The organism is Cupriavidus sp. 01L43, assembly GCF_056399925.1.
In genome coordinates, this window is record NZ_JBFTSH010000020.1 from 46,875 (window position 1) to 73,785 (window position 26,911).

The 26,911-nt window shown below is 64.5% G+C and carries 25 protein-coding genes and 1 pseudogene; 15 read left to right on the forward strand and 11 right to left on the reverse strand.

Annotated features, from left to right (window positions below):
- Window positions 1-26: 26 nt before the first annotated feature.
- Window positions 27-1,118, forward strand: coding sequence for a 3,4-dihydroxy-2-butanone-4-phosphate synthase (ribB, locus tag AC1DP9_RS24930; protein ID WP_477108768.1), 1,092 nt, complete (start codon window positions 27-29; stop codon window positions 1,116-1,118).
- 152 nt (window positions 1,119-1,270) lie between these two features.
- Here ribB and AC1DP9_RS24935 read toward each other — a convergent pair whose 3' ends face one another.
- From AC1DP9_RS24935 to AC1DP9_RS24945, 3 genes are all read right to left on the reverse strand, one after another.
- Window positions 1,271-2,023 (reverse strand): helix-turn-helix domain-containing protein, encoded by a 753-nt coding sequence (locus AC1DP9_RS24935; RefSeq protein WP_477108769.1) that lies wholly within the window; start codon window positions 2,021-2,023, stop codon window positions 1,271-1,273.
- Window positions 2,024-2,121: 98 nt separating this feature from the next.
- Window positions 2,122-3,834, reverse strand: coding sequence for a methyl-accepting chemotaxis protein (locus AC1DP9_RS24940; protein WP_477108770.1), 1,713 nt, complete (start codon window positions 3,832-3,834; stop codon window positions 2,122-2,124).
- 221 nt (window positions 3,835-4,055) lie between these two features.
- Window positions 4,056-4,733: a helix-turn-helix domain-containing protein gene (locus AC1DP9_RS24945; protein WP_477108771.1), complete on the reverse strand. Its 678-nt coding sequence runs from the start codon at window positions 4,731-4,733 to the stop codon at window positions 4,056-4,058.
- Between the two features lie 209 nt (window positions 4,734-4,942).
- On the opposite strand from AC1DP9_RS24945, the gene AC1DP9_RS24950 reads away from it, so the two are divergent.
- Entirely contained in the window at window positions 4,943-5,866 is a 924-nt protein-coding gene (locus AC1DP9_RS24950) for a LysR family transcriptional regulator (protein ID WP_477108772.1), read from the forward strand.
- Between the two features lie 16 nt (window positions 5,867-5,882).
- On the opposite strand, the gene AC1DP9_RS24955 is transcribed toward AC1DP9_RS24950, so the two are convergent.
- From AC1DP9_RS24955 to flhD, 3 genes are read right to left on the reverse strand one after another with little or no spacing between them, the layout of a single operon-like run.
- A complete protein-coding gene (locus AC1DP9_RS24955; RefSeq protein ID WP_477108773.1) occupies window positions 5,883-6,629 on the reverse strand; it encodes a flagellar brake protein in 747 nt (248 codons plus the stop codon).
- Window positions 6,630-6,658: 29 nt separating this feature from the next.
- Window positions 6,659-7,306 (reverse strand): flagellar transcriptional regulator FlhC, encoded by a 648-nt coding sequence (gene flhC, locus AC1DP9_RS24960; RefSeq protein ID WP_477108774.1) that lies wholly within the window; start codon window positions 7,304-7,306, stop codon window positions 6,659-6,661.
- Window positions 7,303-7,602: a flagellar transcriptional regulator FlhD gene (gene flhD, locus AC1DP9_RS24965; protein WP_477108775.1), complete on the reverse strand. Its 300-nt coding sequence runs from the start codon at window positions 7,600-7,602 to the stop codon at window positions 7,303-7,305. Before flhD ends, flhC begins: the two co-directional genes overlap by 4 nt.
- A 287-nt stretch (window positions 7,603-7,889) precedes the next feature.
- Between flhD and AC1DP9_RS24970 the strand changes: the two genes are divergently transcribed.
- A complete protein-coding gene (locus AC1DP9_RS24970; protein ID WP_477108776.1) occupies window positions 7,890-9,041 on the forward strand; it encodes an EAL domain-containing protein in 1,152 nt (383 codons plus the stop codon).
- Window positions 9,042-9,048: 7 nt separating this feature from the next.
- Here the strand turns inward: AC1DP9_RS24970 and AC1DP9_RS24975 are convergent, their stop codons facing one another.
- Window positions 9,049-10,614, reverse strand: coding sequence for a diguanylate cyclase domain-containing protein (locus AC1DP9_RS24975; protein WP_477108777.1), 1,566 nt, complete (start codon window positions 10,612-10,614; stop codon window positions 9,049-9,051).
- A gap of 247 nt (window positions 10,615-10,861) precedes the next feature.
- Between AC1DP9_RS24975 and AC1DP9_RS24980 the strand changes: the two genes are divergently transcribed.
- Window positions 10,862-11,218 (forward strand): hypothetical protein, encoded by a 357-nt coding sequence (locus AC1DP9_RS24980; protein WP_477108778.1) that lies wholly within the window; start codon window positions 10,862-10,864, stop codon window positions 11,216-11,218.
- A gap of 81 nt (window positions 11,219-11,299) precedes the next feature.
- Complete coding sequence (locus AC1DP9_RS24985) at window positions 11,300-12,211, forward strand: LysR family transcriptional regulator (RefSeq protein ID WP_477108779.1); 912 nt, start codon at window positions 11,300-11,302, stop codon at window positions 12,209-12,211.
- A gap of 131 nt (window positions 12,212-12,342) precedes the next feature.
- Here the strand turns inward: AC1DP9_RS24985 and AC1DP9_RS24990 are convergent, their stop codons facing one another.
- The gene (locus tag AC1DP9_RS24990; protein WP_092293593.1) at window positions 12,343-13,209 is read right to left on the reverse strand and encodes a LysR substrate-binding domain-containing protein; all 867 of its coding nucleotides are present in this window, start codon (window positions 13,207-13,209) and stop codon (window positions 12,343-12,345) included.
- A 125-nt stretch (window positions 13,210-13,334) separates the two neighbouring features.
- On the opposite strand from AC1DP9_RS24990, the gene AC1DP9_RS24995 reads away from it, so the two are divergent.
- From AC1DP9_RS24995 to AC1DP9_RS25025, 7 genes are all read left to right on the forward strand, one after another.
- Window positions 13,335-13,922, forward strand: coding sequence for a cysteine dioxygenase family protein (locus AC1DP9_RS24995; protein WP_477108780.1), 588 nt, complete (start codon window positions 13,335-13,337; stop codon window positions 13,920-13,922).
- Window positions 13,923-14,035: 113 nt separating this feature from the next.
- A complete protein-coding gene (locus AC1DP9_RS25000) occupies window positions 14,036-15,649 on the forward strand; it encodes a rhodanese-like domain-containing protein (protein ID WP_477108781.1) in 1,614 nt (537 codons plus the stop codon).
- A 70-nt stretch (window positions 15,650-15,719) separates the two neighbouring features.
- Complete coding sequence (locus AC1DP9_RS25005) at window positions 15,720-16,721, forward strand: Bug family tripartite tricarboxylate transporter substrate binding protein (RefSeq protein ID WP_441591332.1); 1,002 nt, start codon at window positions 15,720-15,722, stop codon at window positions 16,719-16,721.
- 80 nt (window positions 16,722-16,801) lie between these two features.
- Complete coding sequence (gene metC / locus AC1DP9_RS25010) at window positions 16,802-18,025, forward strand: cystathionine beta-lyase (RefSeq protein WP_477108782.1); 1,224 nt, start codon at window positions 16,802-16,804, stop codon at window positions 18,023-18,025.
- The gene (locus AC1DP9_RS25015; RefSeq protein WP_477108783.1) at window positions 18,009-19,034 is read left to right on the forward strand and encodes a M14 family metallopeptidase; all 1,026 of its coding nucleotides are present in this window, start codon (window positions 18,009-18,011) and stop codon (window positions 19,032-19,034) included. The genes metC and AC1DP9_RS25015 overlap by 17 nt, the downstream gene beginning before the upstream one ends.
- Window positions 19,035-19,092: 58 nt before the next feature.
- Window positions 19,093-20,061 (forward strand): Bug family tripartite tricarboxylate transporter substrate binding protein, encoded by a 969-nt coding sequence (locus AC1DP9_RS25020; RefSeq protein WP_441591329.1) that lies wholly within the window; start codon window positions 19,093-19,095, stop codon window positions 20,059-20,061.
- Window positions 20,062-20,065: 4 nt separating this feature from the next.
- Window positions 20,066-22,312 (forward strand): molybdopterin-dependent oxidoreductase, encoded by a 2,247-nt coding sequence (locus AC1DP9_RS25025; RefSeq protein ID WP_477108784.1) that lies wholly within the window; start codon window positions 20,066-20,068, stop codon window positions 22,310-22,312.
- A gap of 55 nt (window positions 22,313-22,367) precedes the next feature.
- On the opposite strand, the pseudogene AC1DP9_RS25030 reads toward AC1DP9_RS25025, so the two are convergent.
- Window positions 22,368-22,592, reverse strand: a pseudogene (locus AC1DP9_RS25030) (cupin domain-containing protein); the annotation flags it as partial.
- Window positions 22,593-22,724: 132 nt separating this feature from the next.
- Complete coding sequence (locus tag AC1DP9_RS25035) at window positions 22,725-23,708, reverse strand: LacI family DNA-binding transcriptional regulator (protein ID WP_477108785.1); 984 nt, start codon at window positions 23,706-23,708, stop codon at window positions 22,725-22,727.
- A gap of 184 nt (window positions 23,709-23,892) precedes the next feature.
- On the opposite strand from AC1DP9_RS25035, the gene AC1DP9_RS25040 reads away from it, so the two are divergent.
- Together AC1DP9_RS25040 and AC1DP9_RS25045 are read left to right on the forward strand one after the other, a co-directional pair.
- Window positions 23,893-24,771 (forward strand): isocitrate lyase/PEP mutase family protein, encoded by an 879-nt coding sequence (locus AC1DP9_RS25040; protein WP_477108786.1) that lies wholly within the window; start codon window positions 23,893-23,895, stop codon window positions 24,769-24,771.
- Window positions 24,772-24,797: 26 nt separating this feature from the next.
- On the forward strand, window positions 24,798-25,772 hold the full coding sequence (locus AC1DP9_RS25045) for a Bug family tripartite tricarboxylate transporter substrate binding protein (protein ID WP_441644946.1): 975 nt from the start codon (window positions 24,798-24,800) through the stop codon (window positions 25,770-25,772).
- Between the two features lie 84 nt (window positions 25,773-25,856).
- Here AC1DP9_RS25045 and AC1DP9_RS25050 read toward each other — a convergent pair whose 3' ends face one another.
- Window positions 25,857-26,276: a hypothetical protein gene (locus tag AC1DP9_RS25050; RefSeq protein ID WP_477108787.1), complete on the reverse strand. Its 420-nt coding sequence runs from the start codon at window positions 26,274-26,276 to the stop codon at window positions 25,857-25,859.
- A 164-nt stretch (window positions 26,277-26,440) separates the two neighbouring features.
- Here AC1DP9_RS25050 and AC1DP9_RS25055 point away from each other — a divergent pair, with 164 nt between their 5' ends.
- On the forward strand, window positions 26,441-26,842 hold the full coding sequence (locus AC1DP9_RS25055) for a hypothetical protein (RefSeq protein WP_441591325.1): 402 nt from the start codon (window positions 26,441-26,443) through the stop codon (window positions 26,840-26,842).
- Window positions 26,843-26,911: the final 69 nt, after the last annotated feature.

The following is a 26,911-nucleotide window of genomic DNA, read 5'->3' on the forward strand; positions in this document are numbered from 1 at the left end:
TCCGTTGCAAGAGAACCGATAACGCCATGCTATCGACAATTCCGGAACTGGTCGCGGACCTCGCCGCGGGCAAGCTGGTCATCCTGGTCGATGACGCGGATCGCGAGAACGAAGGCGATCTGGTGATCGCCGCCGACCTTGTCACCCCAGAGACGATCAACTTCATGGCCACGCATGCGCGCGGCCTCATCTGTTTGACACTGACCGAGGCGCATTGTCAGCGCCTGGCGCTACCGCCGATGACCCTCAACAACGGCGCTGCACACGACACGGCGTTTACGGTGTCGATTGAAGCTGCCAGCGGTGTCACCTCCGGCATCTCGGCCGCCGACCGCGCGAAGACTGTGCGGACCGCCGTGGCGGCGGGCGCGACGGCGCAGGATCTGGTGCAACCAGGCCACATCTTTCCCCTGCGGGCGCGTGAAGGCGGGGTGCTGATGCGTCCCGGGCATACAGAGGCAGGCTGTGACCTGGCCGGCCTCGCCGGCCTGTCGCGCGCTGCGGTCATCTGCGAGATCATGAATGACGATGGCACCATGGCGCGACTGCCGGACCTCGCAGGTTTTGCGAGCCGGCATGGCCTCAAGATGGGCACAATTGCAGACCTGATCACGTTCCGCACCGCAACCGAAGTGCTGGTCGAACGGCTTTCTGATCGAATGGTTCGTACCGCCTACGGCATATTCCGCTGTACGCGGTTCCGGGACAGATTCGGCGGTGATCATGTTGCGCTCGCGTGCGGGCGTTGGTCGCCAGAGGATCAGGTTCCGGTAGGCGTTCATGAGGGGGGATCAATTCTGGACCTAATGGACCTGGAGGTCAGTTGGCACTCGCGGTCTCTGCCAGACACCTTGGCAAAGCTCCAGACCACGGGGCGCGGCATCGCACTGCTTGTCAACTGCGACGAGGCCACGACGGCGCCCCGTTCGACGCCGGCTTTAGGAGCCGCCAGAGCGTCATGCGACCCGAATCTCGAGGCGCTGCGACTGCGCGGCATCTGCGCCCAGATTCTGGAAAGGCTGGATATCGGCAACATGACGCTGTTGACCGATCCATGCGGGCTATCCAGTCTCAACGATCATGGCCCTACCGCGGTACCCTCGCCAGAAATGGCATAGGCAAGGCGTAACGAATAAGAAAAAGAAGGCCACGATCCTTGCGGACAGCGGCCTGTTCAAAACGGGGTAGAAGGACGGGGAATCCTTCTGCCACCCATGCTAAGCCTGATGCGGTGCTCTCCGCATCGGGCAACCTTGATCTGCCGCAGAGTTCACGCGCCGATATCTTTCCGATCCGGTGCCAGAGCGTCCAGCTTCGCAGGCTTTTCCGACACAGCGCGGGAATGAATCGCATGCAACGCCGCCATGTCGAGAAGCTGTACGCTCCGATGCCGGATGCTGATCAAGCCAGCGTCGGATAGCCTGGAGAACAGCCGGCTGATGGTTTCCAGCTTCAGTCCGAGATAGCTGCCGATCTCCTCGCGCGTCATACGGAGCCGGAACTCTTTCGCAGCGAACCCGCGCGCGGAAAGTCGCGCCGAGAAATCGAGGAGGAAGGAGACCAGCCGTTCCTCGGCACTCAGCACGCCCAGAATAGCCAGCTTGCGATGGTCTTCCCGCACCTCGGTGGAGAGCAGCCGCAGGATATTGTCGTGCAGCGAGGGAAGGTTGCCGGCAAGGGCGCGTAGCGCGGACGCATTGATGCGGCACAGTCTCGCGTCTTCCAGCGCAATGGCGTGGGTCATCTGCTGGGCCGACACAAGACTCTCAAGTCCGATCAGTTCGCCCGGCAGGTGAAATCCCACTATCTGTACCCGGCCATCGTGCGTTGTGACCTGCGTCTTCAGCGTCCCCACACGAATCGCGAAGATTGCCTCGACGGGGTCCCCCGGCATATAGAGCGTTTCGCCCTTCTGCAAGCTGATACGCCCGTGTACCAGCGAGTCGATGCGTTCACTGTCCCGGCGTGTCATGCCGCCAGGCAGACAGAAGTTGGCAAAGGTGCAGGATGAACAGCGGGGCATTTCTGAGGTGTCGTAGTGGCGTTGGGGCGACGCACCTCCAGGCCGGCGTGTCATCCGCCAGTCAAGCAAGTGCGCGAGACGTTGAAGAACCACGCGCCTCAGAAGGATTGCCAGGTATCGGCATCCGCCGTCGCGGGTTCGGCACGGTTGGCTGCCGGAGATTTCATCCTCACAGGCGTCGGCCGGGTACCGGCGATCCTCAGACGCGGCGCGGACAGCGCGCGGGCACCTTCCGACGGACGCGGGCGTGTCGCGCCCGCATCGCCGGCGAGCTGGAAGAACATGATCTCGGTCTGCATCCGTGAGGCTTGCTCCTCGAGCGACTGCGCCGCCGCCGAGATTTGCTCCACGAGGGCGGCATTTTGCTGCGTGACCGTGTCAATCTCGCTGATCGCCTGGTGCACCTGTGCCACACCGCGACTCTGCTCGTCCGACGCCGCTGCAATCTCACCCACGATGTCCGACACCATGTTAATCACCCGCACCGTTTCCTGCATGGTTGTGCCAACTTCCGCGGCCTGATGGGCGCCGGCATCGACGATCGTCGACGACTGGTCGATCAGTTCCTTGATTTGCTTGGCCGCCGTGGACGATCGCTGTGCCAGTGTTCGCACTTCCCCGGCGACCACGGCGAAACCACGGCCCTGCTCTCCGGCACGCGCGGCTTCCACCGCTGCATTTAGCGCCAGTATGTTCGTCTGGAATGCGATCCCCTCGATCATGCTGGTGATCTCTGCAATCTTCCCCGAGCTATCGGCGATCCGATCCATCGTCTGGACCATCTCAGCCATGGCGCGATTGTTGGCGTCGGACAGGTCCGTAGCGTTCTTTGCCAGTGCGTTGGCCTGCCTGGCGTTGTCGGCATTCTGCTTCACAGTCTCGGTGATCTCGGACATCGTTGCCGCGGTCTGCTCCAGCGCTGCGGCCTGCTGTTCGGTCCGGGCGGAGAGATCAAGGTTTCCGGAAGCAATCTGCCCGGACGCCACCATCACGGAATCGCTGGACGAGCGGATGCCGCGTACCGTGGAAACCAGCTTCTCGTCCATGTCGTTCAACGTGCCGATCAGTTTCCCGAACTCGTCGCGAGATTCCACCCGCACGGGCTCGCCAAGCCGGCCCGCCGAGACGCGACCGGCAAGCTCCCCCGCCCGGGCGAGTGGCCGGGTGACGGCGCGCACCAGCAGCGCCGGCACGACCAGCGCGATCAATGCCCCCGCGATCATGATCGAGATGGAAGCCATGCGGCTTCGGTTGGCCAGCGCAACGCTGTCGCTGGCACTTTGCCCAGCCTGGCTGACGTTGTCGCGCATGTCGTCGTCCAGGCTCTCGTTCAGGTGGTCCGCTGCGGGCGCCAGGCGCTGGGCCTGACGCTCGTACGCCGCGTCGAAGTCGCCGGCGCGGATCAGGCTGAGCACCTGTTCGGACTCCTCGGAGAACGTCACGAGATGGGCAGCGATCGTCTCGGCAATGGCTCGCTCACTGTCCGAACTGATGCCGTCGGGATAGTAGTGACGCCAGCTCTTGTCGAGCGCGGTGCGTGCCTTCTCGATATCGGCCGCCAGGCGCTGCGTGGCCTCGGGGTTCTTTTCCACCTGGGCGCGCCAGAGGTCGAGACGAATGCGCAGGGTTGCCGCACGAACCGACGCCACGTCGATGATCGGTGACGTATTGGAGTAATAGAGGTCGTGCATATGCGATCCCAGCGTCGTGATGCCCCAATAGCCGAAGACACCGAGGGAGCCGGTCAGGACGAACATCAGCACGAATCCGGCAATCAGCCTGGCTTTGATGGTAAGGAGAAGTTGCTTCATCGATAGGAGCGACCGCCGGCGCACCGTTGACCTGCGCGACGCAGATCCGGTGTCCCTTGGACGATTCAGGGAGTCAGGAAAAGACGGGACAGTCTTCGGCCAATCGCACGCGCCGCATGTCTATCCACAGAGAACAACGAGGAGGCCCGTTGTTCGAAGGCTATCGTATAGGCGCGGTTGTCACACCGGTAGGCGCACCTTGACTGAAGTCAAGCTTCCGGTCAATTTCGAGCGCCGTCCACCGACTGGCTGGGCACGAACGTCCCCGTGGAAACGGACTGCAACGCGTCGCGATCAAGGATCGCGATATGCCGCGAGCGCACCGCGATGAAGCCGGTGTTCGCGAGCCGTGTCAGGACGCGGCTGACCGTTTCGAGCTTGAGCCCAAGATAGTTGCCGATATCGTCGCGCGTCATGCGCAGGAGAAACTCCGACGCCGCGTATCCCCTTGCGGCAAGACGGCTGGAGTAGTCCAGCAGGAAGGTGGCAATTCGCTCGTCGGCGCTCATCAGCACGAGCATCGTCGCGAGTTCGCGGTCGCGCCGGGACGATTCTCCGAAATTCTCCACCAGCCGGTGGTGCAAGGCGGCGAACTCGGTGGCACGGGTCTTGAGTGCGTCGGCAGGGATCTCGCACAGGCTGGCGTCCTCGAGCGCCGTCGCACTGACCGGATGCGTGGCGCTGGCAAGGCTGTCCAGGCCAACGATCTCCCCGGGCAGATGGAAGCCGGCCACCTTCTCCCGCCCATTCCGGGAGGTGAAGTGCGTCTTGAGCGTACCGGCGCGCACCGCGTAGATCGAGCGCGCGGCGTCGCCGGCGCTATACGCGGCGTCGCGCTTCGGCAACCGCACGCGCCGCCTGACCAGCGGCGCCACCCGTATCACATCGGGCCGGCTCATGCCCGCAGGCAGGCAAAAATGACAAAGCTGACAGGTCGTGCAATGAGTCATGGGCGAGTTGGGGAGCGTGTGTGCCCGCGAAGCGGGCCGCGGGGCCGGGTCGGCGCTTGATAGCGCCAATCGCTGCACGTATTGTTGCAACCCCCGCCGCACAAATACAATGAGAACGCTGTCCTTCGCTATGTCGTAAACCTCATGGATGGACATTCATGGACTGGACCCAGCGTTTGCGTATACGTCAGCTCCACGTTTTGGCAGAGTTGTACAACACACGCAACATGAGTCGTACGGCTGCCCGCCTGAATATGACGCAGCCGGCGCTTTCCAAGTGGCTGGCCGAGCTGGAAAGCGACCTTGGCGTAACGTTGTTCGAACGCCATGCCAAGGGACTGATTCCCACGCCGTTCAGCGACATGCTGATCGTCCATGCCAAGGCGATCCTTTCGGAAATCAACCGCACGCAGCAGGACATGGCCCTGATGGCGGCCGGCGCAATCGGCCATCTCGCGCTCGGGGCGACACCTGGCGTGGCGGCGTCGAAGGTGGTCGCCGGGTCGATTGTCGCGCTGCGCCTGCGGTTTCCCGACGTCTTCATCACGCTGAGCGAAGGCGTCCTGCAGGACATGGTGCAGCGTCTACGCGAAGGTCAGCTCGACTACGTCATCGGACGCATGGATGCGCGCGTATCGTGCAACGCCCTCGCCTATGACGCGCTGTATGAAGAGTCGATTCGCGTCATTGCGGCCACGAATCATCCGCTTGCCGGCAAGGCTGAGGTCTCGTGGGCAGACACCCGCCCGTACGGCTGGATCGGCATGCCCAAGGGCAGCCACCTGCGCGACGAGCTCGACTTCGAGCTAGCCGCCGCCTTCGAGCCCTCGGGCCGGGTCTGCGTCGAAACCTCGTCCGTGCTGCCAACGCTGGCCATCGTCCGACAAAGCGAACTGCTAGGCCTCGCTTCAGCCAGGGTCGCGGCGGTGTTCTCCGGCTGGGGCGTGATCAGCGTGCTGGCGCTGCCTTATGCAGGGCGCAGCGGTGTTGGCATGTTGAGTCGGAAGGAAGCGGAACTTACGCCGATACGTCGCGCATTTCGGGAAGGGGTGCTGGCTGCGGCCGCGCAGATGCCCCCCTGACGACGGTGCAAGCGATTCAGCGACGGGTGGGCGCACCGAGAACCAGCGCCCGGTTAGCGGCCTGTAATTCGAGCGACGTGACGATACGCTGCAGCATGTTCTCCGCGCGGAAAGGCAGGTCGAGAAAGGCGCAACCATAGTGGGCACCGTTCGCGTCATCCGTGTCGGCAAGCCAGCATCCCATCACCTTGACATGGGCATGCAGCTGACCCAGCGCGCCAAAGTGCATGCTGGCAGCGCGGACCTCGGCGCCTTTTGCGAGCGCCAGAACGCTGCCGGCCGGCCCTCGCAACCGCACGCCGGACAATGAGAGATCGACGATCGTCGTACGCAACGACACGCCCGTACCCAGAGGCAGCACGCATGTGAAGCCGGCATCTGCGCTGACCGCCGCACGGAAATGGCGCCTCCGCTGCACGTAGTACAACGACGCGGGGAATGGCACCTCGAAAGCCAGGCGCCCCCTGTGCTTGGTCTTGCGGAGCATTCCCGTCTGGAACACGACCGGGGCGCCGCGAATGGCACCGTGAAAGCGATTGACCGCGGACACCGTCAGCGCTTGTTCGTCGACTGCCTGCATGCCTCGCTCGAGCAACAGCCGGTGATTGGGCAGGTCCGCACACAGCACGCGCGCGTCGACGGTAGCTCCGGATTGCGTGTGAATCGTGAGCGCGGTGCCGAGCCATGCAATATCGCTAAGGACAGCACCGATCTCGATATCGTCGTTCATGCGGAAATCGTCGTCGATGTCCGCAATTGCCATGGTGCCGGTGACCGCTGGACTTCGTTCCTTTAATTCGCCCATCGTACACCTGCAGCGTCGGTCCGCAGTGCATCCACGCACAGCGCCGGGACCGGGATATCGACATGCGATTGCACGTCTCCTGTCCTGCGCCTTGTTTTCGCCACACGTGGCGGTGGCGCGCACAGGCCGCACACGAAATTCCGCTGCAGATCATAGGCGTGACGCACATACCGCCCCCCGCAGCCAGTGCAGGTACACAGTTGCAGCGTGTTGCTTTCCACGAACCGAACTAGTGTCCAGGCTCGCGTGAAGCTGAGGGCGGCCTCCTCACCGATCAACGCTGCCTGCTCCGCATACAAGCGATAGGCGGCGAGCACCCGTTCGATTCTGGAAAGCGAACTACGCGCTTCGAGGAATCCGTATGCCGAAAGGAAGAGCGACGCATGAGCGTTCGGCCGCCATGACAGGAACCAGTCCGGCGAAAACGGCAGTTGCCCCTTGGGCGGCGACACGCCAAGCAGTTCCTTGTAGAGACGGATCAGCCGCTCGCGCGACATTGACACCTCCGCCTCGAGGACCTGGAGCCTGGCGCCGAACGTGATCATTGCCGCAGCCAGCCGCAGTTCATCGGCATCGCGCAGGAGGCTCTTTCGCGCCAGCAATGTTCTGACAGGTCGAGGGATAGCGCTGGTCAATTGATCGACTCCACAGGTTGCGCCATCAGGAGGATGGCAAGCTGCATCTGTTGCAGGTCGTGCTGGGGTGTCTCGGACGCCAAGCCGGCCAGCAGCGCATGGTCATCGAAACGGAAGCGGCATAGCAGCATGCTGGTGCGCGAGATCTTGATCAGCTGCGTCGGCGTCATCGCGGCGATCAGACTGGCGATCTCCTGGCTCACACCAAGCCGCAGCATCGCTTCGGCCTGGTCTTCGCGAATCATGCGCTGCGCAAGCAACAGGTATGAGAGGTTGAGTTCGGTAATGGCGTTCATGCTGTAGTCCCGTATGGAGCGGCCTGTGTGGGAGGGGGCCGACCAAGATCGCCAAATCTTAAGAGATACCTCATCCCTCTCCAGTGGTCTTTTCGCTGGAACCTTGTGTTGACGCAAAGTTCGCCCGAGTCGCGCGGCGGTGAGATCACGCCGGATGGAATCCACCGAAACCTTGGACCAGATCAAGGTTGCGGATGTGCCCGCAGGGGGCTTTCAGGATAATTGCGTCCCACCTCATCCATACCCTGGATGTCCCGCAAGACAACTTCCAGATACTCGCTCACCCCATGCCTGGTCATTCGCAACGTGTACAAGTTCGCAAGACACCGAACCGGAAGGCGCAGCCCGTCCATGCCGTTGGGCTGCTGCGCGCGGGATGCCTGGAGATGCACTACCAGCCGATCCTCGACCTGGTCTCGAACCGTATCGGCAAGGTCGAGGCCCTCGCGCGCCTGCGTGACGACGACCGGCTGGTCCCGCCTGGCGAATTCCTGCCACAGTTCGGTAACGAGGCCCTCTATGAACTGTTCGTGCTCGGACTCGACATCGCACTGCGCGACCGCAACCACTGGCTGATGCATGGCGTGCAGGTCGACCTTTCCCTGAACCTGCCACCTGCCGGCCTGGTGGATCATCGCTACTTCGACGCCACGTGCCGCGCATTGGCACGTCACGGCTGCCCGCCCTCCGCGTTGACGCTGGAGTTGCTGGAAGGCCGGGATATCGGCAGCACAGCGTGCGCAGCGGAGCAGTTCCGGCGCTTTTCCGCCCTGGGTGTCCTTCTGGCGGAGGACGATCTCGGCTCCGGGCACAGCAGCCTCAGACGGCTCCGGGAGTTGGCCTTCGACTGGATCAAGATCGATCGGGGCGTCGTGCAACGCACCGACCACAACAACGTCGAGGTACTGCAGTTCGTATATCAGCTCACGCGTCTGGGGCATGGGCTGGGTAAGTCGGTGATAGTGGAAGGCGTGGAGGATCCGGATCTGGTCGAAGCGGTGCGCATCCTCGGCGCCGATGCCGTGCAAGGCTATGGCATTGCCCGACCGATGCCAGTGCATGGCATTCTCGAAAGCTTGCGGGCGCAGACGCGACTGGAGATTGGCACGGGGTCGGCATCGGCGCTGTCACGCCTCGCGAGATTGCTACTGGCAGAGGAAAACCTGCATGCCTGCCAGCGGCACACGTTGAAGGCTACCGCGCGGCCCACTGTCCCCGCACGCTTTGTAGACACTTGCGATGGTGGTTCCGAGATTGCCGTGGCGCAGGCGTGTGACGCGTGTCAGCGTGAACGCTTCCAGGCCGATGTCGATGCCATCTACCCGGCCAACCCCGCCCATACCGATTCGAAACGTGCGTTAGTCCACGCCGCGATGCATCACGGCGTACACAGCCCGGCCTACCGGCAGGCCAGGCTCCACCTGGCGCACACGACTTGACGCCGGATCAGGCCGCCCGCCGTGGCTGCACGTCACTGAAGCAATAGCAATTCTTGCCAGAACGCTTGGCCGTGTACATGTTCTCGTCGGCAATGGACAACAGCTTGTCATGCTCGACGGAATCGTCCGGATACAGGCTGATGCCAACGCTGGCTGTGACAGAAATCCGCTGATCGTGGTTCGCTCCGAGGTCGCCAATGGCCAACACCAGCTTTTCGGCCAGCGGCGCCACGCAATCGACCTCAGTGACATCCTCGATAACCATCGCGAACTCGTCACCGCCAAGGCGCGCCACCGTGTCCGATTCGCGCAGTGCCGCCTTCAGGCATTGCGCCACTGCGATCAAGGTCGCGTCTCCCACGCCGTGCCCCAGGGCGTCGTTGACCCCCTTGAATCCGTCGAGATCGAGGAACATGACGGCAACATGCGTTCCGGCGCGCCGCGCCCGGGCGATGGCCTGAGTGAGCCGCTCTCCCAACAGCGTGCGATTGGCCAATCCGGTCAGGGCGTCGTGGGTGGCCAGGTATCCCAGTTGGTCTTGCACCAACTGGCGTTGCGTGATGTCCGCGCAGACAGCGACGAAGTTGGAGAGCTCGCCCCGAGGACCGCGGATGCCATTGATCGCCAGCGATCCGTAGTAGATCGCGCCGTCCTTGCGGCGGTTCCATAGTTCTCCCCGCCACTGACCCCGCTCACGGAGCGCCTGCCACATGTCGCGATAGAACTCGGGCGAGTGTCGCCCTGAACTGAACAGACGCGGCGTGCTGCCGATCAGCTCCGATTCACTGTAGCCGGTAAGGCGTACGAACGCCGGGTTGACCTTTTCGATATTGCCGCGTGCATCGGTGATCATCACGCCATCCTGCGTGAGCTCGAATGCCTGCTCCACCAGCCAAAGGCTGTAACGCGATGTCCTGCGCGCGTCGTCGCGCTCCCGCAGCAGTCGCACGGTGAAGGCGAAGAATACGGCAAGGCAGATGCCGAGCAGCGCCACTGCGATCTCGAAGCTTCGCTCCAGCATCTGCGCGCTGTCTCGCGCCAGCCTGCCTGCTTGCTCGACATTGGCCTCGACGACCTCCAGCATCAACCGGTCGATCTGCTCCAGGAACTCGAGGTGCCCGTCCAGGTAGGTACGCGCGGCGTCATGCTGGCCAGCGGCAATCAGGTGCGCCGTCGTCAGGATCAGCTCGCGAAACCGTGGCAATCTGTTGAGTAGCGCGGCCGCGGCCATCTTCTCGCGATCGCTGCTGACGCCGGCGGGGAAGTATTCGGTCCAGGCGGTGTTCATTGTCGCCAGAGCACTGCTGACGGCTGGGACAATGGCGCGGTCATCGTGGGGACTGGGCTTGGCGATGGCTCTCCACAGTTGCCGACGCGCGTCAATACAACTCGCGCGCAGCACCGCAAGCTCGCCTACTGGCAACGTGTTGCTGATATAGATGGCGTTGACGTAGCTGTCGAACCGCTTCATGACCACAAGCCCGCCGGCCACGAGCAGCGCCGTGACGAGGACACCGCACGCCATCGTGCGGATCAACCCAAACCGAAGTGAGTAGAGATATGTCGTCTTCATTGCCACGCGCCGTGTCGATAGTGGCCATGACTTTCGACATTGGCCCGCAGAGACATTGCAAGTTAGCGACAAACCGCTGCACCCCCTATATGCCGGATTGACACAAGTCATAGGTCAGAAGTGTTTCAGCGTTGCGGGGCAAGCATCGTCCGGGAGCTATGGAAGACGTCTCACTGAAATCGTCACAACTTTGCGTGAGGTCAATCTTGACAATCCTTCTGCGCCGGTGGCTACCGTTAGAACAGGCATGACGACTGACTTCGCCGATGAAATGCCAGGAACAGTGACTGAACATGCCGAGATGAACGTGAGCGGACCAGACGATCGTCCCGCCACTGCGCGGCAACTGCTGGACGGAGAACTTGTCCGTAGCATCGAGATCCTCGCCAACACGTCGATACAACAGGGCGCCCACCTGCTCGTGATGCGGCAATTGTTGCTCGTGCTGTGCGATCACGCTCCCGCTTCCCTCAAGGCAGAGATCACGCAGGCATTCCGCTGCGGTATCGAGGACGTCCTGTCGAGGACGGACGACAAGGCAATGCCGGCGAGCTTCTACAGCACGCTGCTGGGGGAATTCAACGCCTATATGCGTTGCCTTTGAGAGCCTTCCATCCGGCGATCCTGCCCTGACGGCCACGATACACGGATTGTCCTGCAGCGCCGAAGTACTATGATCTGACATATGCACAACGTTAATGTCAGAACCTTCGACCTGAACCTGTTGGCCGTCTTTGTGGTGCTCTGGGAGACCCGCAGTGTCACGCGCGCGAGCGAGAAGCTGTCGCTGACGCAGCCTGCTGTCAGTCACGCGCTGCGCAGACTGCGTGAGGCCATTGGCGATGAGCTTTTCGTCAGCACGAAAGCGGGGCTGGTGCCGACCTCACGCAGCGAAGCCCTGATCGCGCCAATCCGGGCCGCCCTGGAGCAGATCGGAACGGCACTCAAAGCGCAGGCGTCTTTCGACCCTGCCCTCGCGCAACGCGCCTTCCACATCGCTGCGGGTGATCTGTTCGAATTTTCGGTCATGCCGCAGCTCGTGGAGCATGTGGCAGCGCAAGCGCCGGGTATCGTGATACGGCTCGCGCCGGTTCCCGAACACGGACAGGCGGCGCAAATGCTGGAGTCGGGTGAGCTCGATGCCGTGATCGGGGCGGAGCCGTTAGACGGGATGGGCTTTTGCAGCGAGATTCTCGACCAGATCAGCCTGACCACCATGATATGGAAGCGCGAGCACCTCACGCGCCGCCGTTTTCCCCTGCCGCTCTACCTGAAGCGGCCCCACGTCATCATCCGATCGCGGCAAGCCACAATCGTGGACCAGACGCTGGCCGCACGCGGAGAGCGCCGGCAGATCGGTGCAGTCGTTCAAAATTTCATGGCGATGCCCATGATCGCAGCGAGGACGGGATACATCTGCAACGTCCCGTCGCGCATGGCAGTGACCTTCGCCGAATTGTTCGACCTGAGCATGCACGCGCCGCCCATCGACTTCAGCCCCTCACCGCTCTACATGTCTTGGCACAAGCGCCATGAGTCCGACCCCGCTCACGCGTGGCTGCTCGCGCAGGTGCGCGCCATGGTGCCTGGCGACTGATTGTTCGGCTGAAAGCAAAACGAAAGCCATCGACAGATAACGATAGGCAATCTTATTCGTTGGCATCCCGCGCACCCGCGCCTACGATGGCGCCTTCTTAAGTGTTGCACGGCTGAAATCGCGCGTTGCGGTCACGCGCTGACCAATCCGCGCTGCAGCGCTGTTTTAAGCATCGAGAAGACATGACGCGCGACGGGATTGACCGCATTGGGACGTGCCCAAAGGTAATAGGTGACATCGGGCAACCGCGGCAGGCCGTCGGCTTCGCCGAGGATGCGCATGTCCGCCGCCAGCAGGTCGATGCTGCGTGCGGTGATGCCCAGCCCGCCGCGCAGCGCCGCCTTGATGCCGATCAGGCTGGGCGCCAGATACGCAATGCGCCAGGGCACGCCGGCCTGCGTCAGCGCTTCGAGCGACAGCTTGCGAAACAGGCTCGGCTCGTCGGCCAGGATCAACGGCACCGCCGTACCACGCTCGTAGACGAAATCCGCCGAGCAGACCCAGATCGTCGGGGTGGTCCGCAGCACGATGCCGTCGAGCGTGTTGTCCTCGCGCGTGGAAACGGTCAAATCGATCTCCCCGCGTCGCAGGGAATCCATCAGGAATGGGCTTCGCCCCACGTGGATCTCCAGCCGCAAGGCGGGCGAGGATCGCGCGATGTGCGACAGCAGCCCCGGCAGGATGGTGTCGGCCACGTCATGCGGCGCGCCGATGCGGAGGGAGCCGGTCAGGTCGCCCTCGCGCAGCATGCGCAGGGCTTCGTCGTTGATCGTCAGCAACTGCCGCGCGTACTCCAGCAGCTTCTTGCCATGACGCGTCAGGTGCTTGCCACGCCCCTGGCGTTCGAACAGCGGCAGCCCGATCTGCTCTTCCAGCCGCTGCATCTGCTGGGTCACGGCCGATTGGGTGCGCTGCACGGTTTCGGCGGCAGCGCCAAAGGTCTCGTGGTCGGCGATGGCCACCAGGGTGCGAAGCAAGTCCAGGTCAAGATTACGCATTCATTAGACCTGCTAATGGATTTTCGTTGCGCATTAAGTGGTTTTCAGGACAGGTGTTCATTACAGTGAAACTCGACACACCGTTCTACCCGTCAAAAACAACGATTGCAAGGATTGATCGCAACATGTCCATCGCACAACAGCGCCAGGCAGCCGTCGGAGACACCATTGAATCCATTAGGAAAATCGTAGACAGGGGCGGCGTGACTCGCGCCAGTCTGGCCGATGTCCTGACCCATGTGGAAGACCTGGCCGCGCACACCGAATTCTGGGCCGAGGCCGATTACCCGCCCCCGGAGCCCGGCGAGCGCCAGGCGCGCTACCTCATCGCCGAGGATCCGGACAAGACCTACGCGCTTTACCTGAACGTCATGCGCCCCGGCAAGCGCATTCCGCCGCACAACCACACCACGTGGGCCTGCGTGGCCGGCGTCAGCGGCGTGGAATTCAACGACGTCTACGCGCGCACGGACGATGGCAGCCAGCCAGGCGTGGGCACGCTCGAGCACTCGCGCACGGTAGAGGTGGGGCCGCGCCACGGCATCGCCCTGCTGCCGGATGACATTCACTCGGTCGAGATCCGCGGTGACGACGTCATCCGCCACCTGCATATGTACGGCCGCGCGCTGGAAACGCTGACCGACCGGCTGACGTTCGACCTCGAGACCGGACGCTGCCAGATCATGAACATGGGCGTACAGACCCGCCGGTAACCACAGCCGCCTGAGGGGGGCCTGCGCCAGACAAGGCCGCCCCCCGACTCCTGACACAGCACGCCGAATTTTCCTCTCTGCGGAGAGGACGGCCCCCTATCGCCCGGAATTTCATGAGCCATCCACACTACACCGCTGTCGACGCCGCCACCCTGAAAGGCTGGCTGCACGATGCCGACGAAATCGCGCTGTTCGACGTGCGAGAGCACGGCCAATACGGCGAAGGCCATCCGTTCTACGCCGTGCCGCTGCCATTCAGCCGCCTGGAACTCGATGTCGGGCGACTGGCGCCGCGCACTGACGCGCGCATCGTGCTGGCCGACAATGGCGACGGCGTGGCGCAAGCCGCCGCCAGTGCGCTGGCGCGGCTCGGCTACACGGCGCTGTTCGTGCTCGACGGCGGCATGCCGGCATGGCAGGCCGCCGGCTACACCCTCTTCGCCGGGGTCAACCTGCCTTCGAAGACGTTCGGCGAACTGGCCGAGCATCACTACGGCACGCCGCGCGTCTCGGCGGCCGAGCTTGCCGCGATGCAGGCCGGCCCGAACGCCCCGGTTGTGCTCGATGGCCGCCCGATCAGCGAATTCCGCAAGATGAACATCCCGGGCGCCATCTGCTGCCCCAATGGCGAGCTGGCCTATCGCCTGCGCGATCTGGTGCCCGATCCCGCCACGCCGATCGTCATCAATTGCGCGGGACGCACGCGCAGCATCATCGGCGCACAGTCGCTGATCAACGTCGGTGTCAGCAACCCGGTCTACGCGCTCGAAAACGGCACGCAGGGCTGGTATCTGAACGACTTCACGCTCGAACACGGCGGCACGGCCCGGTATCCGGACAACGCCACCCCGCGCGACCTCGACGCCGCGCGCCATGCCGCACAGTCGCTGGCCGCGCGCTTCAACGTGCCGCACATCGCTGCGGCGCAGGCCATCGGCTGGCTGGCGGACCGGTCGCGCACCACCTACCTGTGCGACGTGCGCACAGCCGAGGAATTCGCTGCGCAGACCCTGCCCGGCGCGCAGCACACGCCGGGCGGCCAGCTGATGCAGGCCACCGACCAGTACGTCGGCGTACGCCGGGCGCGGTTGGTGCTGTTCGATGCGGAAGGCGTCCGTGCGACGGTGGTGGCGAGCTGGCTGCGCCAGATGGGCCACGACGCCGTGGTCCTCGATGGCGGGCTGCAGGCCGGGCTGGCGGCCGGGGTCAAGGCCGCGCAGGGGCCCGCACATGGCGCGATCTCGTCGGAGACCGTCAGCGTTGCGGCACTGGCTGCCGGTCTCGTGGACCGGTCGATGCTGGCCATCGATCTGCGCGGCAGCATGGGCTTCCGCGCCGGCCATATCGCCGGGAGCCAGTGGACCACGCGCGCGCGGCTCGCGCATGACCTGCATGGCGTGCCGCACGACACCACACTGGTGCTCGTCGGTGATGCCGATGGCGACGATCCGGCCGACATCGCCGTGCGCGACCTCCATGCGCTCGGCTATCCCGATGTGCGGCGCCTGCAAGGCGGCCTGCACGCATGGCGCGCCGCTGGCCTGCCGATCCACCAGGGCGCCGACACGCTGCCCGATGCGCGCTGCATCGACTACCTGTTCTTCGTCCACGACCGCCACGACGGCAACAAGGCCGCCGCGCGCCAGTACCTGGCGTGGGAAACCGGCCTGATCGCGCAGCTGGACGCGCAGGAACTGGCCACATTCCACTTCCCGCCCATCGCCTGATTTCATCTCACCCCTGCACCGCCGCCCTAAACCTGCCATATAAGAACGAGGTCGCCCCATGTCACGCCCGATGTCATCCCGTCTTTCGCAGTACCTGGTTGCAGCACTCGCCGTCACCGCCGCTGTCACGACGAGCCTTGCGTCGGCACAGCAGCCGCTGGCCCCGGTGAATGGCTTCCCGACGCAGCCGCTGCGCATCGTGTCGCCCTTCCCCGCCGGCGGCGGCAACGATGCCGTCTCACGGGTGGTGGCCACGCGCCTCTCGCAGGTACTGGGCCAGAGCGCCGTCATCGACAACCGTGGCGGCGCGGGGGGCAACATCGGCACGCGCTATGCGGCGGAATCGAAGGCGGACGGCTATACGGTGCTGACCTCGCAAGTGTCGATCATGGCGGTGAACCCGACGCTCTATCGCTCGCCCGGCTTCGACCCCGTCAAGCAGTTCATCCCCGTCACGCAGATCAACGCGGCACCGCTGGCTATCGTGGTATCGGCCAACGCCCCGTGGAAGACCTTCGAAGAGCTGGCCACCCAGGCCAAGGCGCAGCCACAGAAGATCACTTACGCCACGCCCGGCAACGGCACGCTGTCGCATCTGGTGGGCGTGGTGCTGGACAAGGACAGCAACGTGTCGCTGCAGCATGTGCCCTACAAGGGGGCGGGGCCGGCCATCAACGACCTGCTTGGCGGACAGGTGGATGTGCTGATCACGTCGACCTCCTCGGTGGCGGGCTTCATCCAGACCGGCCGCATGCGGGCATTGGCCGTCACCAGCCCGCGCCGTCTCGGGGTATTCACCAAGGTGCCGACGCTTGAAGACCTGGGCTATCGCAATGCACGATTCGAGGACTGGTACGGCTTCTTCGTGCCGGCCGGCACGTCGCCGGAACGCGTGGCGCTGCTGAATCGCGCCATCGTGCAGGTGCTGCAGATGCCGGACGTGGTGAAGACAATCAACGAAGGCGGCAGCGACGTGGTGGGCAACACGCCGGAGGCCTTCGCGGCGCAGTTGAAGCTGGACATCTCGCGCTGGTCGCAGATCGTCAAGCTCTCCGGCGCGCACGTCGACTGACCCCCGATCCGGCATTAGCACAACAGGGCACGGTCCTTGCGACGTCCCGTACAACCATGAGCCATCCCCCCAGGCCAACCATGACACCATCGCTTCCTACCCGCCTTGCCCATGCCGGACGCACATATGCCGTGCAAGGCGGCCAGCCCGTGAACCCGCCGGTGGTGCGCGCCAGCACCGTCCTGTTCGATTCCGTGGCGCAGCAACGCGAAATGCGTGCGCGCCGCGATACCGAGCGGCTGTTCACCTACGGCGCGCGCGGCAATCCGACGAACTTCGCGCTGGAAGACATGGTGACCATGCTCGAGGGCGGCTATCGCACGCGGCTGTTTCCCTCGGGGCTGGCCGCTGCCGCGATGACCATCCTCGCCTACGTGCGGCCGGGACAACATGTGTTGCTGCCCGATTGCGTCTACGAGCCCGTGCGCAACCTGGCCAACGGCTTCCTCCGCCARCACGGCATCGCCACTGATTTCTATGCGGCGGATGGGTCCGATCTCGACGCGAAGCTGCGGCCCGAAACGCGACTGGTCTATGTGGAAGCGCCCGGCTCGCTGGTCTATGAGATGTGCGACCTGCCGGCACTGGCCGCCCGTGCCCACGCCCATGGGGCGCTGGTTGCGGCGGACAACACCTGGGGTTCTGGCCTGCTGTACCGGCCGCTGGAACTCGGCGCCGATATCTCGCTGATGGCGGCCACCAAATATCTCGGCGGCCATTCCGACGTGATGATGGGCACCGTCTGCACCACCGAGGCGGCGTGGCCGGAACTGGCGACGATGGCCGATGCGTTCGGCATCACGGTGAGCCCGGACGACGCGTATCTGGTGCAACGCGGCATCCGCACGCTCGGCGCCCGTCTGGCACAGCATCAGCAGAGTGCCCTCGCAGTGGCCCACTGGCTGCTCGATCGCCCCGAAGTGGCCGACGTCTTCTGCCCTGCCCTGCCGCACGATCCCAACCATGCCCTCTGGGAACGCGACTGCCACGGCACCAACGGCCTGCTGTCGTTCACGTTGCGCTCACAGGCAGCGGTGGCGCCGGAGCGGTTCGTCGACAGTCTCACGCTGTTCGGCATCGGCGCCTCCTGGGGCGGCTTCGAGAGCCTGGCCGTGCTGGCCGACATGCGCCGCGCGCGCAGCGTCACGGACTGGGCCGCCCATGGCACCGTGATCCGCCTGCACATCGGCCTGGAAGGCGTGCCCGACCTGCTGGCCGACCTCGACCGGGCCTTCGCCGCGATTGCCGATATGGCCGATCTACCCCTCACACATCAGGAGTCTTCCCATGCCCATCATCGGTGACTGGCTGCGCCAGCAATCCGGCCCGGCCCGCACCAGCGGGCAACTTCCCGTTGGCTCGATGGCCTCGGGGATGTCCGTCACGCTGCCCTATGTCGCGGTGCGCGGCGCACAACCGGGCCGCACGCTATGGCTGCACGGCCAGGTGCACGGCGACGAAATCAACGGCATGGTGGCCGCGCTGCGCTTCGCGCGCAGCCTCGATCCCGCCACCCTGCGCGGCAATGTCGTGGTGACGCCCACGGGCAATCCGCAAGCGCTGGACGCGCGCCGCAAGCGCAATCCCTACGACGAACTCGATCTCGACCAGACATATCCGGGTAACGCCGGTGGACTCGTCTCGGAACGTCTCGCCCATGCCCTGATGAGCGAAATCCGTGGCGTGGCGGACGTGCTGATCAACCTCCATACGATGAACCCGCTGTTCGACGCGCGGCCCTACACGGTCTACAAGGTGCACCCGGACAGCCGCGTCACCGAGGCCGATGTACTGGCCGCAATGGCGCCGTTTCATCCGCATGTTGCCTGCCAGCAGGACGTCGGCGGCAAGGGCGAACTTCCCGGCAATATCGCTGGCGCGCTCGACTATCAGTGCCTGGCCGCCGGCGTCTGCGCGTTCATGCTCGAACTGGGCAGCGGCAGCCGCTTCGAGGCCGACAACATCGCAGTGGCGGAAACCGGCTTCCACACACTGGCCGTGCAGATGGGCATCCTCGATGCCACGCCGGACAGACCGGCCAAGCCGGCTGCCACCAGCCTGCGACGCGTCAAGCGGCGCGGCTGGATCACGGCCGACGAAGGTGGTCTGTTCCTTCCGGCTGCGCGCGCGGGCGATCTGGTCGCGGAAGGCGCATCGATTGGCGACACGCTGAAGCTCGATGCGTCGCTCACACCCGTGAAGCCGCTATCACGCGATGGCGTGCTGATCGGCCTACGTAGCGATCCCGTCGTCCATACCGGCGAGCGCCTGGCGTTCGTGGCCTGGGAATGGGACACGGTGTCGATTCCCTGACTTGCAGCGTCCCGCCATGCGGCGAAGTGAAGTTTTACTGGTTGACCGGAGTTTGATCATGTTTGCACGCGCGTTGCGCCTTCTCGTTCCCTTCCTTGCCGTCACCGCGCCGCTCGCCGCCCATGCGGCCTGGCCCGATGCATCGAAGCCAATCCGCGTAGTGGTGGGCTTCCCGCCCGGCGGCGGCGCCGATGCGCTCGCGCGCGCCATTGCGCCCGCGCTGTCGGAGCACCTCAAAGCCAATGTCATCATCGACAACCGTCCCGGCGCGGGCGGACTGATCGCCACGGATCTGGTCGCGAAGTCCGCGCCGGACGGCTATACGCTGTACGTCGCCACGCCGGGCTCGTTCACGATCTGGCCGAACCTGCGCAAGCTGAACTACGACCCGCAGAAGGACTTCGCACCGATCAGCGTGCTGGTCACGATGCCCAATGTGCTGGTCACAGGCGCCGATGCGCCCTACAAGGACGTACACGGCATGCTCGCGGCCCTGCGCAGCGCCAATGGCAAGTTCTCGTACGCGTCGGGTGGCAACGGCACCATCGGCCAGATCGCGGCCGAGCAGTTCAAGATGCTGACGGGGCTGCAGATGCAGCATGTGCCGTACAAGGGCACCACGCCCGCGCTGACCGATGTGATGGGTGGCATCGTGCCGATCACGTTCTCGGATCCCTCGGCAAAGCCGCTGATCGCCTCGGGAAAGCTGCGTGCGCTGGCCGTGACCACCGCCACGCGCTCGCCGCAGTTCCCCGGCGTGCCGACCGTCGCGGAATCGGGCGTTCCCGGTTATGACGTCACCAACTGGTACGGGCTGGTGGCGCCCGCCGGCACGCCGGCCGAGGTCATCGCGCAGTTGAACAAGGCACTCGTGAAAGTGATGGCCGATCCGGACATCCGACAGCGTCTGGCGGTTTCCGGCATGGACGCCACGTCGGACACGCCGCAGCAGTTCGCCAAGCTGCTGAATACGGAGCGCGCCAAATGGGGCGACCTGATCCGCAAGGCTGGCATCCAGGGCGATTGAGACCGTGACGATTCGCCGCTACCCGCAACTGGCGCATTGGGGCGCCTTCACGGCAGTCGTGGAAGACGGCCGGTTGATCCGCTGCGAGCCATTCGCGGCGGATCCCAACCCCTCGCCGTTGCTCGAATCGATCGCGCCGATGGTCTACTCGCCCACCCGCATTCGCACGCCGATGGTGCGGCGCGGCTGGCTCGACAAGCGCGAGGCTGCCGATGGCCACGCACGCGGACGCGATGATTTCGTCGAAGTGTCGTGGGATGTGGCGCTCGATCTCGTCGCCAGCGAGATTACGCGGGTCCGCGACGCCCATGGTCCGTCCGGCGTGTTCGGTGGATCGTACGGCTGGTCGTCGGCAGGCCGGCTGCACCATGCGCGTTCACTGATCCGCCGGTTTCATTTCAGCGGCGGCGGCTGTGTCGATCAGGTCGGCAACTACAGCTGGGGCACGGCGCAGTTCCTGTTGCCGCATGTGATTGGCACTGACCGCCCGCTGACCGGCCGCGTGACCGCATGGCCCAGCCTGATCGCGAACACCGAGATCTTCATCGCCTTTGGCGGACTGGCGCTCAAGAACGGCCAGGTGTCATCCGGCGGCGCAGCCGAGCACACGCAGGAAGGCTGGCTTCGCAAGCTGGCCGCCAGCGGCGCCACGGTCATCAACATCAGCCCCACCCGCGACGACTGCCCCGACTTTCTTGGCGCCGAATGGATTCCGATTCGACCGAACACCGATGTTGCGCTGATGCTCGCGCTGGCCTACGAGTTGCGCCGCGCCGATGCGCACGACACGGCGTTCCTGCAGACGCACTGCAGCGGCTGGGCTGAACTCGAAGGCTATCTGCTCGGACACAGCGACGGCTCGCCAAAGACACCGGCCTGGGCCGCTGCCATCACTGGCATTCGCGCGGCGCGCATCGAACAACTGGCGACGCAGCTCGCGGGCAAGCGTAGCTACATCACCTGCAGCTTTGCCGTGCAACGCCAGCACCGCGGCGAGCAGCCGTACTGGATGGCCATTGCGCTGGCGGCCATGCTCGGCCAGATCGGCCTGCCCGGCGGCGGCTTCGGCTTCGGCCATGGGTCCATGAACGGCGTCGGCAATCCGCGCGTGGCCACACCGGGGCCGGAGATGCCGGTCGGGCGCAACCCGGCCCAGCTGGACATTCCCTGCGCGCGGCTCTCGGACATGCTGCTCCATCCGGGCACCCCCTATCGCTTCCGCGGCGAAACCCGCCACTACCCCGACGTGAAGCTGATTCACTGGGCCGGCGGCAATCCGTTTCATCATCACCAGCAGCTGTCGCGGCTGCGTGAGGCGTGGGCGCGGCCACAGACCGTCATCGTCCAGGACATCTGCTGGACTGCCACGGCGCGCCATGCGGACATCGTGCTGCCCGTGACCACGGCGCTCGAGCGCAACGACATTGGCGGATCGTCGCGCGACCGCTACGTGCTGGCGATGCATCAGGCCATTGCGCCGCTGCATCAGGCGCGCAGCGATCTCGACATCTTTACCGATCTGTCGGACCGGCTGGGGTACCGTGAAGCCTTCACCGAGAACCGCGACGAGAACGGTTGGCTCGCCGCCATCTACGCGCGATGCCGGGACGCCCAAGCGCAGGCCGGCATCGAACTCCCGGCATTCGAGGCGTTCTGGCGCACCGGCTACGTCGCGCTGCCGCCGCCCACGGAGGACTTCGTGCTGTTCGACGATTTCCGTCACGACCCCGCTGCACACCCCTTGCGCACGCCCAGCGGACGCATCGAACTCGCCAGCCCGACCCTCGGAACCCTGTCGGACGATTGCGGCACGCATCCCAACTGGCAACCGCCGGTGGAATGGCTGGGCGCCCCGGCGGCCGACACGTATCCGCTGCATCTCGTTTCCGTCCAGCCCGCCGACCGGCTGCACAGCCAGCTCGATCCTGCGCCGCTGGCGCAAGCCGGGAAGATTGCGGGGGCGGAGCGGATTACGCTCCATCCCGGGGATGCGGCGGCGCGCGGATTGCATCCCGGCATGCGGGTGCGCGTGCACAACGCGCGGGGCGCGCTTTCCGCCGGACTGGCGATCAGCGACGGCGTCACGCGCGGCGTGGCCGTGATGGCCACCGGCGCCTGGTACGACCCCGATCCGGATGGCGTGGACCGCGCCGGCGCCGCAAATACCCTCACGCTGGACATCGGCACATCAGACCTGACGCAGGGACCGAATGCCATGAGCTGCCTGGTGGAGGTGTCGCGGGATAGCTGAAGCAGCGGCGCCTCGTAAGTCCTGGATACTTCGTTGCCGTCGGCATTCCAGGCCCCTAGTTGTCGTTGACCGTCAGTTCCTTGTCGGCCGAGTCGACGACGAACACAGCCAGCAGCTTCGCGGGCTTTGTCTTGCTTGCATTGCGGCTTACCGGATGACGTGAACCCGGCGTCTCGAAGAAGCTCTCCCCCGCCTTGTACACACGTTCCGGCTCGTCATTCACCTTGCTCGCAATGCTGCCCGAGACGACATATGCATAGATGAACGACGACTTGGCGTGGCGCAAGGCCGGTCGCCGCACAGGCGCGTTCAGTCGAGACGGCCTGGACGAGCCCTTGATCGTGGCGGCGCTGGACGCGCTGACCAGGGTGTGGGGCTAGCATCGGCGCACTGTTGCGGGATGCATTTCGCATCATGTGCTGCCGCGCGGCACGACCTCGAAGCCCAGGTCTTCCGTCATCGGTTGCGCGCGCTCGTCCTCCTGCCGGGACACGATCAGCTCCGCACTCCGGACGCCGATGCGATAACGAGGAAAACGCACCGTTGTGATGGGCGGCACCATATGTTGCATGAGGTCGTTGTCGTCCGACCCCGCGATGGCAATATCCCGCGGCACGCGCAAACCACGGCGCGTGCACTCGAGGATGGCGCCGGCCGCAAGCACGTCACCGGCCAGGAACAGGGCCTGTACCGAGGTGTCCCGGCGCATAAGTTCCGCTAGTGCATGGCTGCCGTTTTCCAGGCCCTCGCCCACTTCCAGCACCATCGCCGGATCGACCTCGATGCCCGCCGCGCGCAGTCCGTCGAAAAAGCCGTCGCGCCGCTCGCGCAAGCGCTCGTTATCGCTGATGGGAAGACTGGCAAATCCAAACCTGCGATATCCCCGCGATAGCAGATGGTTCGCCATGGCCCGCCCCGCTTCCCGATTCGAGTAACTGACGGCCATATCGATCGGCTGCGTCGTCAGGTTGCCAGTTTCCACGCATGGCACGCCGGCATCCTGGAGCAGGTGGCGGGCCGCTTCCGTATGCGTGGTGTTGTGCAGGATGAGGCCACATGGCCGCTGGGACAGGTAGGCCGAGATCAACGCTTCCTCGCGCTCCAGCGAATACCCGCTGTCCGAAATCATCAGGTGCAGGCCGTGGCGCTGCAGGACATCGGAGATGCCCTGGATCGTCTCCGCATACAGCGCGTTCCTGAGGCTGGGGACGATCAAGCCGACCAGGCTGGTGCGCCGCGAAGCCAGGCTGCCGGCCACGCGATTGGGTACATAACGCACCGCGCGGATGACGGACTGCACCTGCTCGAGGGTCTCGGGCTTCACGAGGTGCGGCGCGCTGAGGACACGCGAGACGGTCATCGGCGAGACGCCGGCCAGGCGTGCCACCTCCTTCATGGAGAGTTGCCCCGTCGGCTGGGGCTGCGTTGGGTCAACTGGGGCAGACATTGAGATAGTGGACGTTAGACCGCTTGCGGCTTTCGCAGTGTAGCAGCAAGGTTTATCGGGAAATCACTTATATGGTAGCGCTACCAACTATTCCTATGATAGCGCTACCATTCCCTATACACCGGAGCTTTCCATGAGTCGCAACCAGCGCTTCCGAGCCTTGTTCCAGGCCGGCGCCCCCTTTGTCTGCATGGGTGCCTACGACGCGGTTACCGCGAAACTGGCCGAAGCGGCCGGCGCCAAGGCGTTGTTTGTCAGCGGCTTCGTCGCGTGTGGCGTCGAGGCTGGCGAACCGGATATGGGGGCGCTGTCCCAGCGCGACATGTTCGAGCACATCCGCCGTGTTTGCCGTGCCACCACCCTCCCCGTCTTTGCCGACGCCGACACCGGTTATGGCGGCATGCTCGACGTGCAGCGCACGATCCGGCTCTGGGAGGAGGCCGGCGCCTCTTGCCTGCACCTGGAAGACCAGTCGCTCCCGAAGAAATGTGGGCACTACGCGGGCAAACAGCTCATCAGCCGACACGAGATGGTGCAGAAGCTGCGCGCCATGGTCGATGCACGGCAGGATCCCGATTTCTTCATCGTCGGGCGGACCGACGCCATCGCGGTCAATGGCCTGGATGACGCCATCGCGCGCCTGATCGCCTATGCGGAGGCCGGGGCAGACGGACTCTATGCCGATGCGGTCGAAAGCACGGAGCAGATGCGGGAGATCAGCCGCCAGCTCAAGCCGCTTGGCAAGCCGCTGTTGTTCAACATGGTCACGTCGGGCAAGAGCCCTCGTCTCACGCTGAAACAGATTGGGGAACTCGGCTTCGGGTTCGCACTGTGTCCCGTCGAGCCGCTGCTGGCGATGCACAAGGCCGTGAAGGACATGATGGAAACGTTCCTGCGCAGCGGCGGCGACGTGAGCGCCATCGCCCACATGCTCACGCCATTCGAGGAATACAACGATTTTGTTGGCTTGCACGAGGCAATCGCGCAAGAAGCTCGCTACACCGAGGGCTAAAGCCCCATCGACCGAGGAGACAATGTATGAAGAATGCCCTGATGCCAGCCGTGCTCGCGGGCGCGATGCTCGTCAACTTTGCTCCCGGCGTTGCGGCCCAGGAGTGGCAACCCACGAAGCCCATCCGGATGGTGATTCCGTCCACCCCCGGCGGTGGCACAGACTTTATCGGTCGCACCCTCAGCGCCAGGCTATCCGAAGTCCCCGGGTGGCGGGTGGTGCCCGAAAACCGCCCGGGCGCGGCCGGCACCCTTGGGTTGGCCGAGGCCGCGCGCGCGCAGCCGGACGGATATGAGCTGGTCATTGGCCAGACCGCCAACGTCGCGCTGGCGCCCTGGTTGATGAAGCTGACGTTCGACCCGGTAAAAGACCTGACGCCGATCGCCTTTGCCGTGGAAGCGCCGATGGTGCTGCTCGTCAACGCTTCGTCGCCGTACAAGACCTGGGCCGAGCTTGCGACTGCCGCGAAAGCAAGCGGCAAGCCAGTTTCCTTCGCGACATCCGGCACCGGCAGCGTAGCGCACGTGGCCGGGGTGATGTTGCAGAACACGGCGGGCATCAAGCTTCAGCACGTGCCGTACAAGGGCTCGTCACCCGCCATTGCCGACCTGATGGGCGGGCATGTCGACCTCGCGGGAACGTCGGTGGCATCGGCCATCAGCCTTGTCCAGTCCGGCAAGGTGCGCGCGCTCGCCGTGACATCGCAGAAACGCAGCCAGGTCCTGCCAAACGTGCCGGCGCTGGCCGAACTCGGCTACCCGAATTTCCATCAGGTCGAGTGGTACGGCGTGTTCGCGCCACCAAACCTGCCGCCGGCGATTGCGGAACGCCTCAACAAGGAGATCAACAGGGTGCTGCAGGACCCGGACGTGCGCAACACCATTGTGGTCCAGGGCCAGGAACCGCGAACGGAAACCCGCGCGGCATTCGGCGCGTTGGTGCGGAACGACAGTACGAAAGCGAAGGAGATCGTCTCGCAAGCCGGCATCAAACTCGAATGAACACGGCACTGCCGTGGCCGCGCCCAGGCTTGGATCCGTTCATCGTGATGAACGGCGCAGGTAACACTACGAGCGGCCGTCCGGTCAATCCCTGCAGTAGCCTTCGCCCTGGCGAACCGTCAGACAGTTCTTCTTCTCGGCGAGCCATTTCATACCGGTCTCGGCGCCGTTGGTGGCGCGAATGACCTCCTTGGTCCCGTCGCGCTCGAACTCGATCGCGCCGTCGGCATACCGGCCCTCGAACTGGCGCGGGCCATCGAGGTTCTGCACGGTGACGTCGTACTTGCCATGGCCGCCGGCAAGCTCGAGTAACGTGCCTTCGGGGCCGGTCCACTTGCCGAGCCATTCGTCGGTGCGCGGTGCGCTGGCCGTAGCTGGCGTGTCTGCCGTCTTCTGTGAAGACGCGTTGCGGTCCGAGCATCCTGCCACGGACACGATGGCGATCAGCAATGCGGCGAGGGATAGATGGGTTGTCTTCATCAGTCGATTGACGTGGGAATGCATGCGCGAATTCTCGCACGGCTGAAAACGAGATGATGCGCGTCTACCACTTGCGGGCGAGCCATCTGACACTGTATATTTATACAGTAGTCACGACCCCGGAAAACTGGCCGCCCAAGCCCAGCCCGAGCGTCGTCTCCGCTTTCCCCCCACATCGAAAGGCAATCATGTTCGTGGACCGCACCGAAATCATCAACGCCGCCAAGACACTGCGCGCCAGCCAGGAAGAATCCAGGTACAGCAAGCTCGTCGCGCTCGCGAACAAGCAGCTCAAGGCTATGCAGGCAGCGATCCAGAAGGGCAAGGAAGAATTCGAGACCACTCTGGTACTCGATATCAACGAAGACAATCCGCAGGCAGTGGTGGAACCACGCGCGCAACGGCTGGCCGACGACCTCCGGGCACAGGGCTACACCGCAATGGTTACCACGTTTGCGGACGCCAGCACCGACCGCAAGGACTGGATGCCCAATATCACGATCGTCATCGGCCTGGGCGACATGGGCGCCGAAGCCGATAACGCGATCGCCGAAAGCACGGTGACCGAGGAAACCGAAGCAATGTCCTGACAGTTGCCCGGCAATGCAGGATGCCTGTTCCCTGCTGCTTCGATCCCAGTTCTTACGCCTGCATGCCTC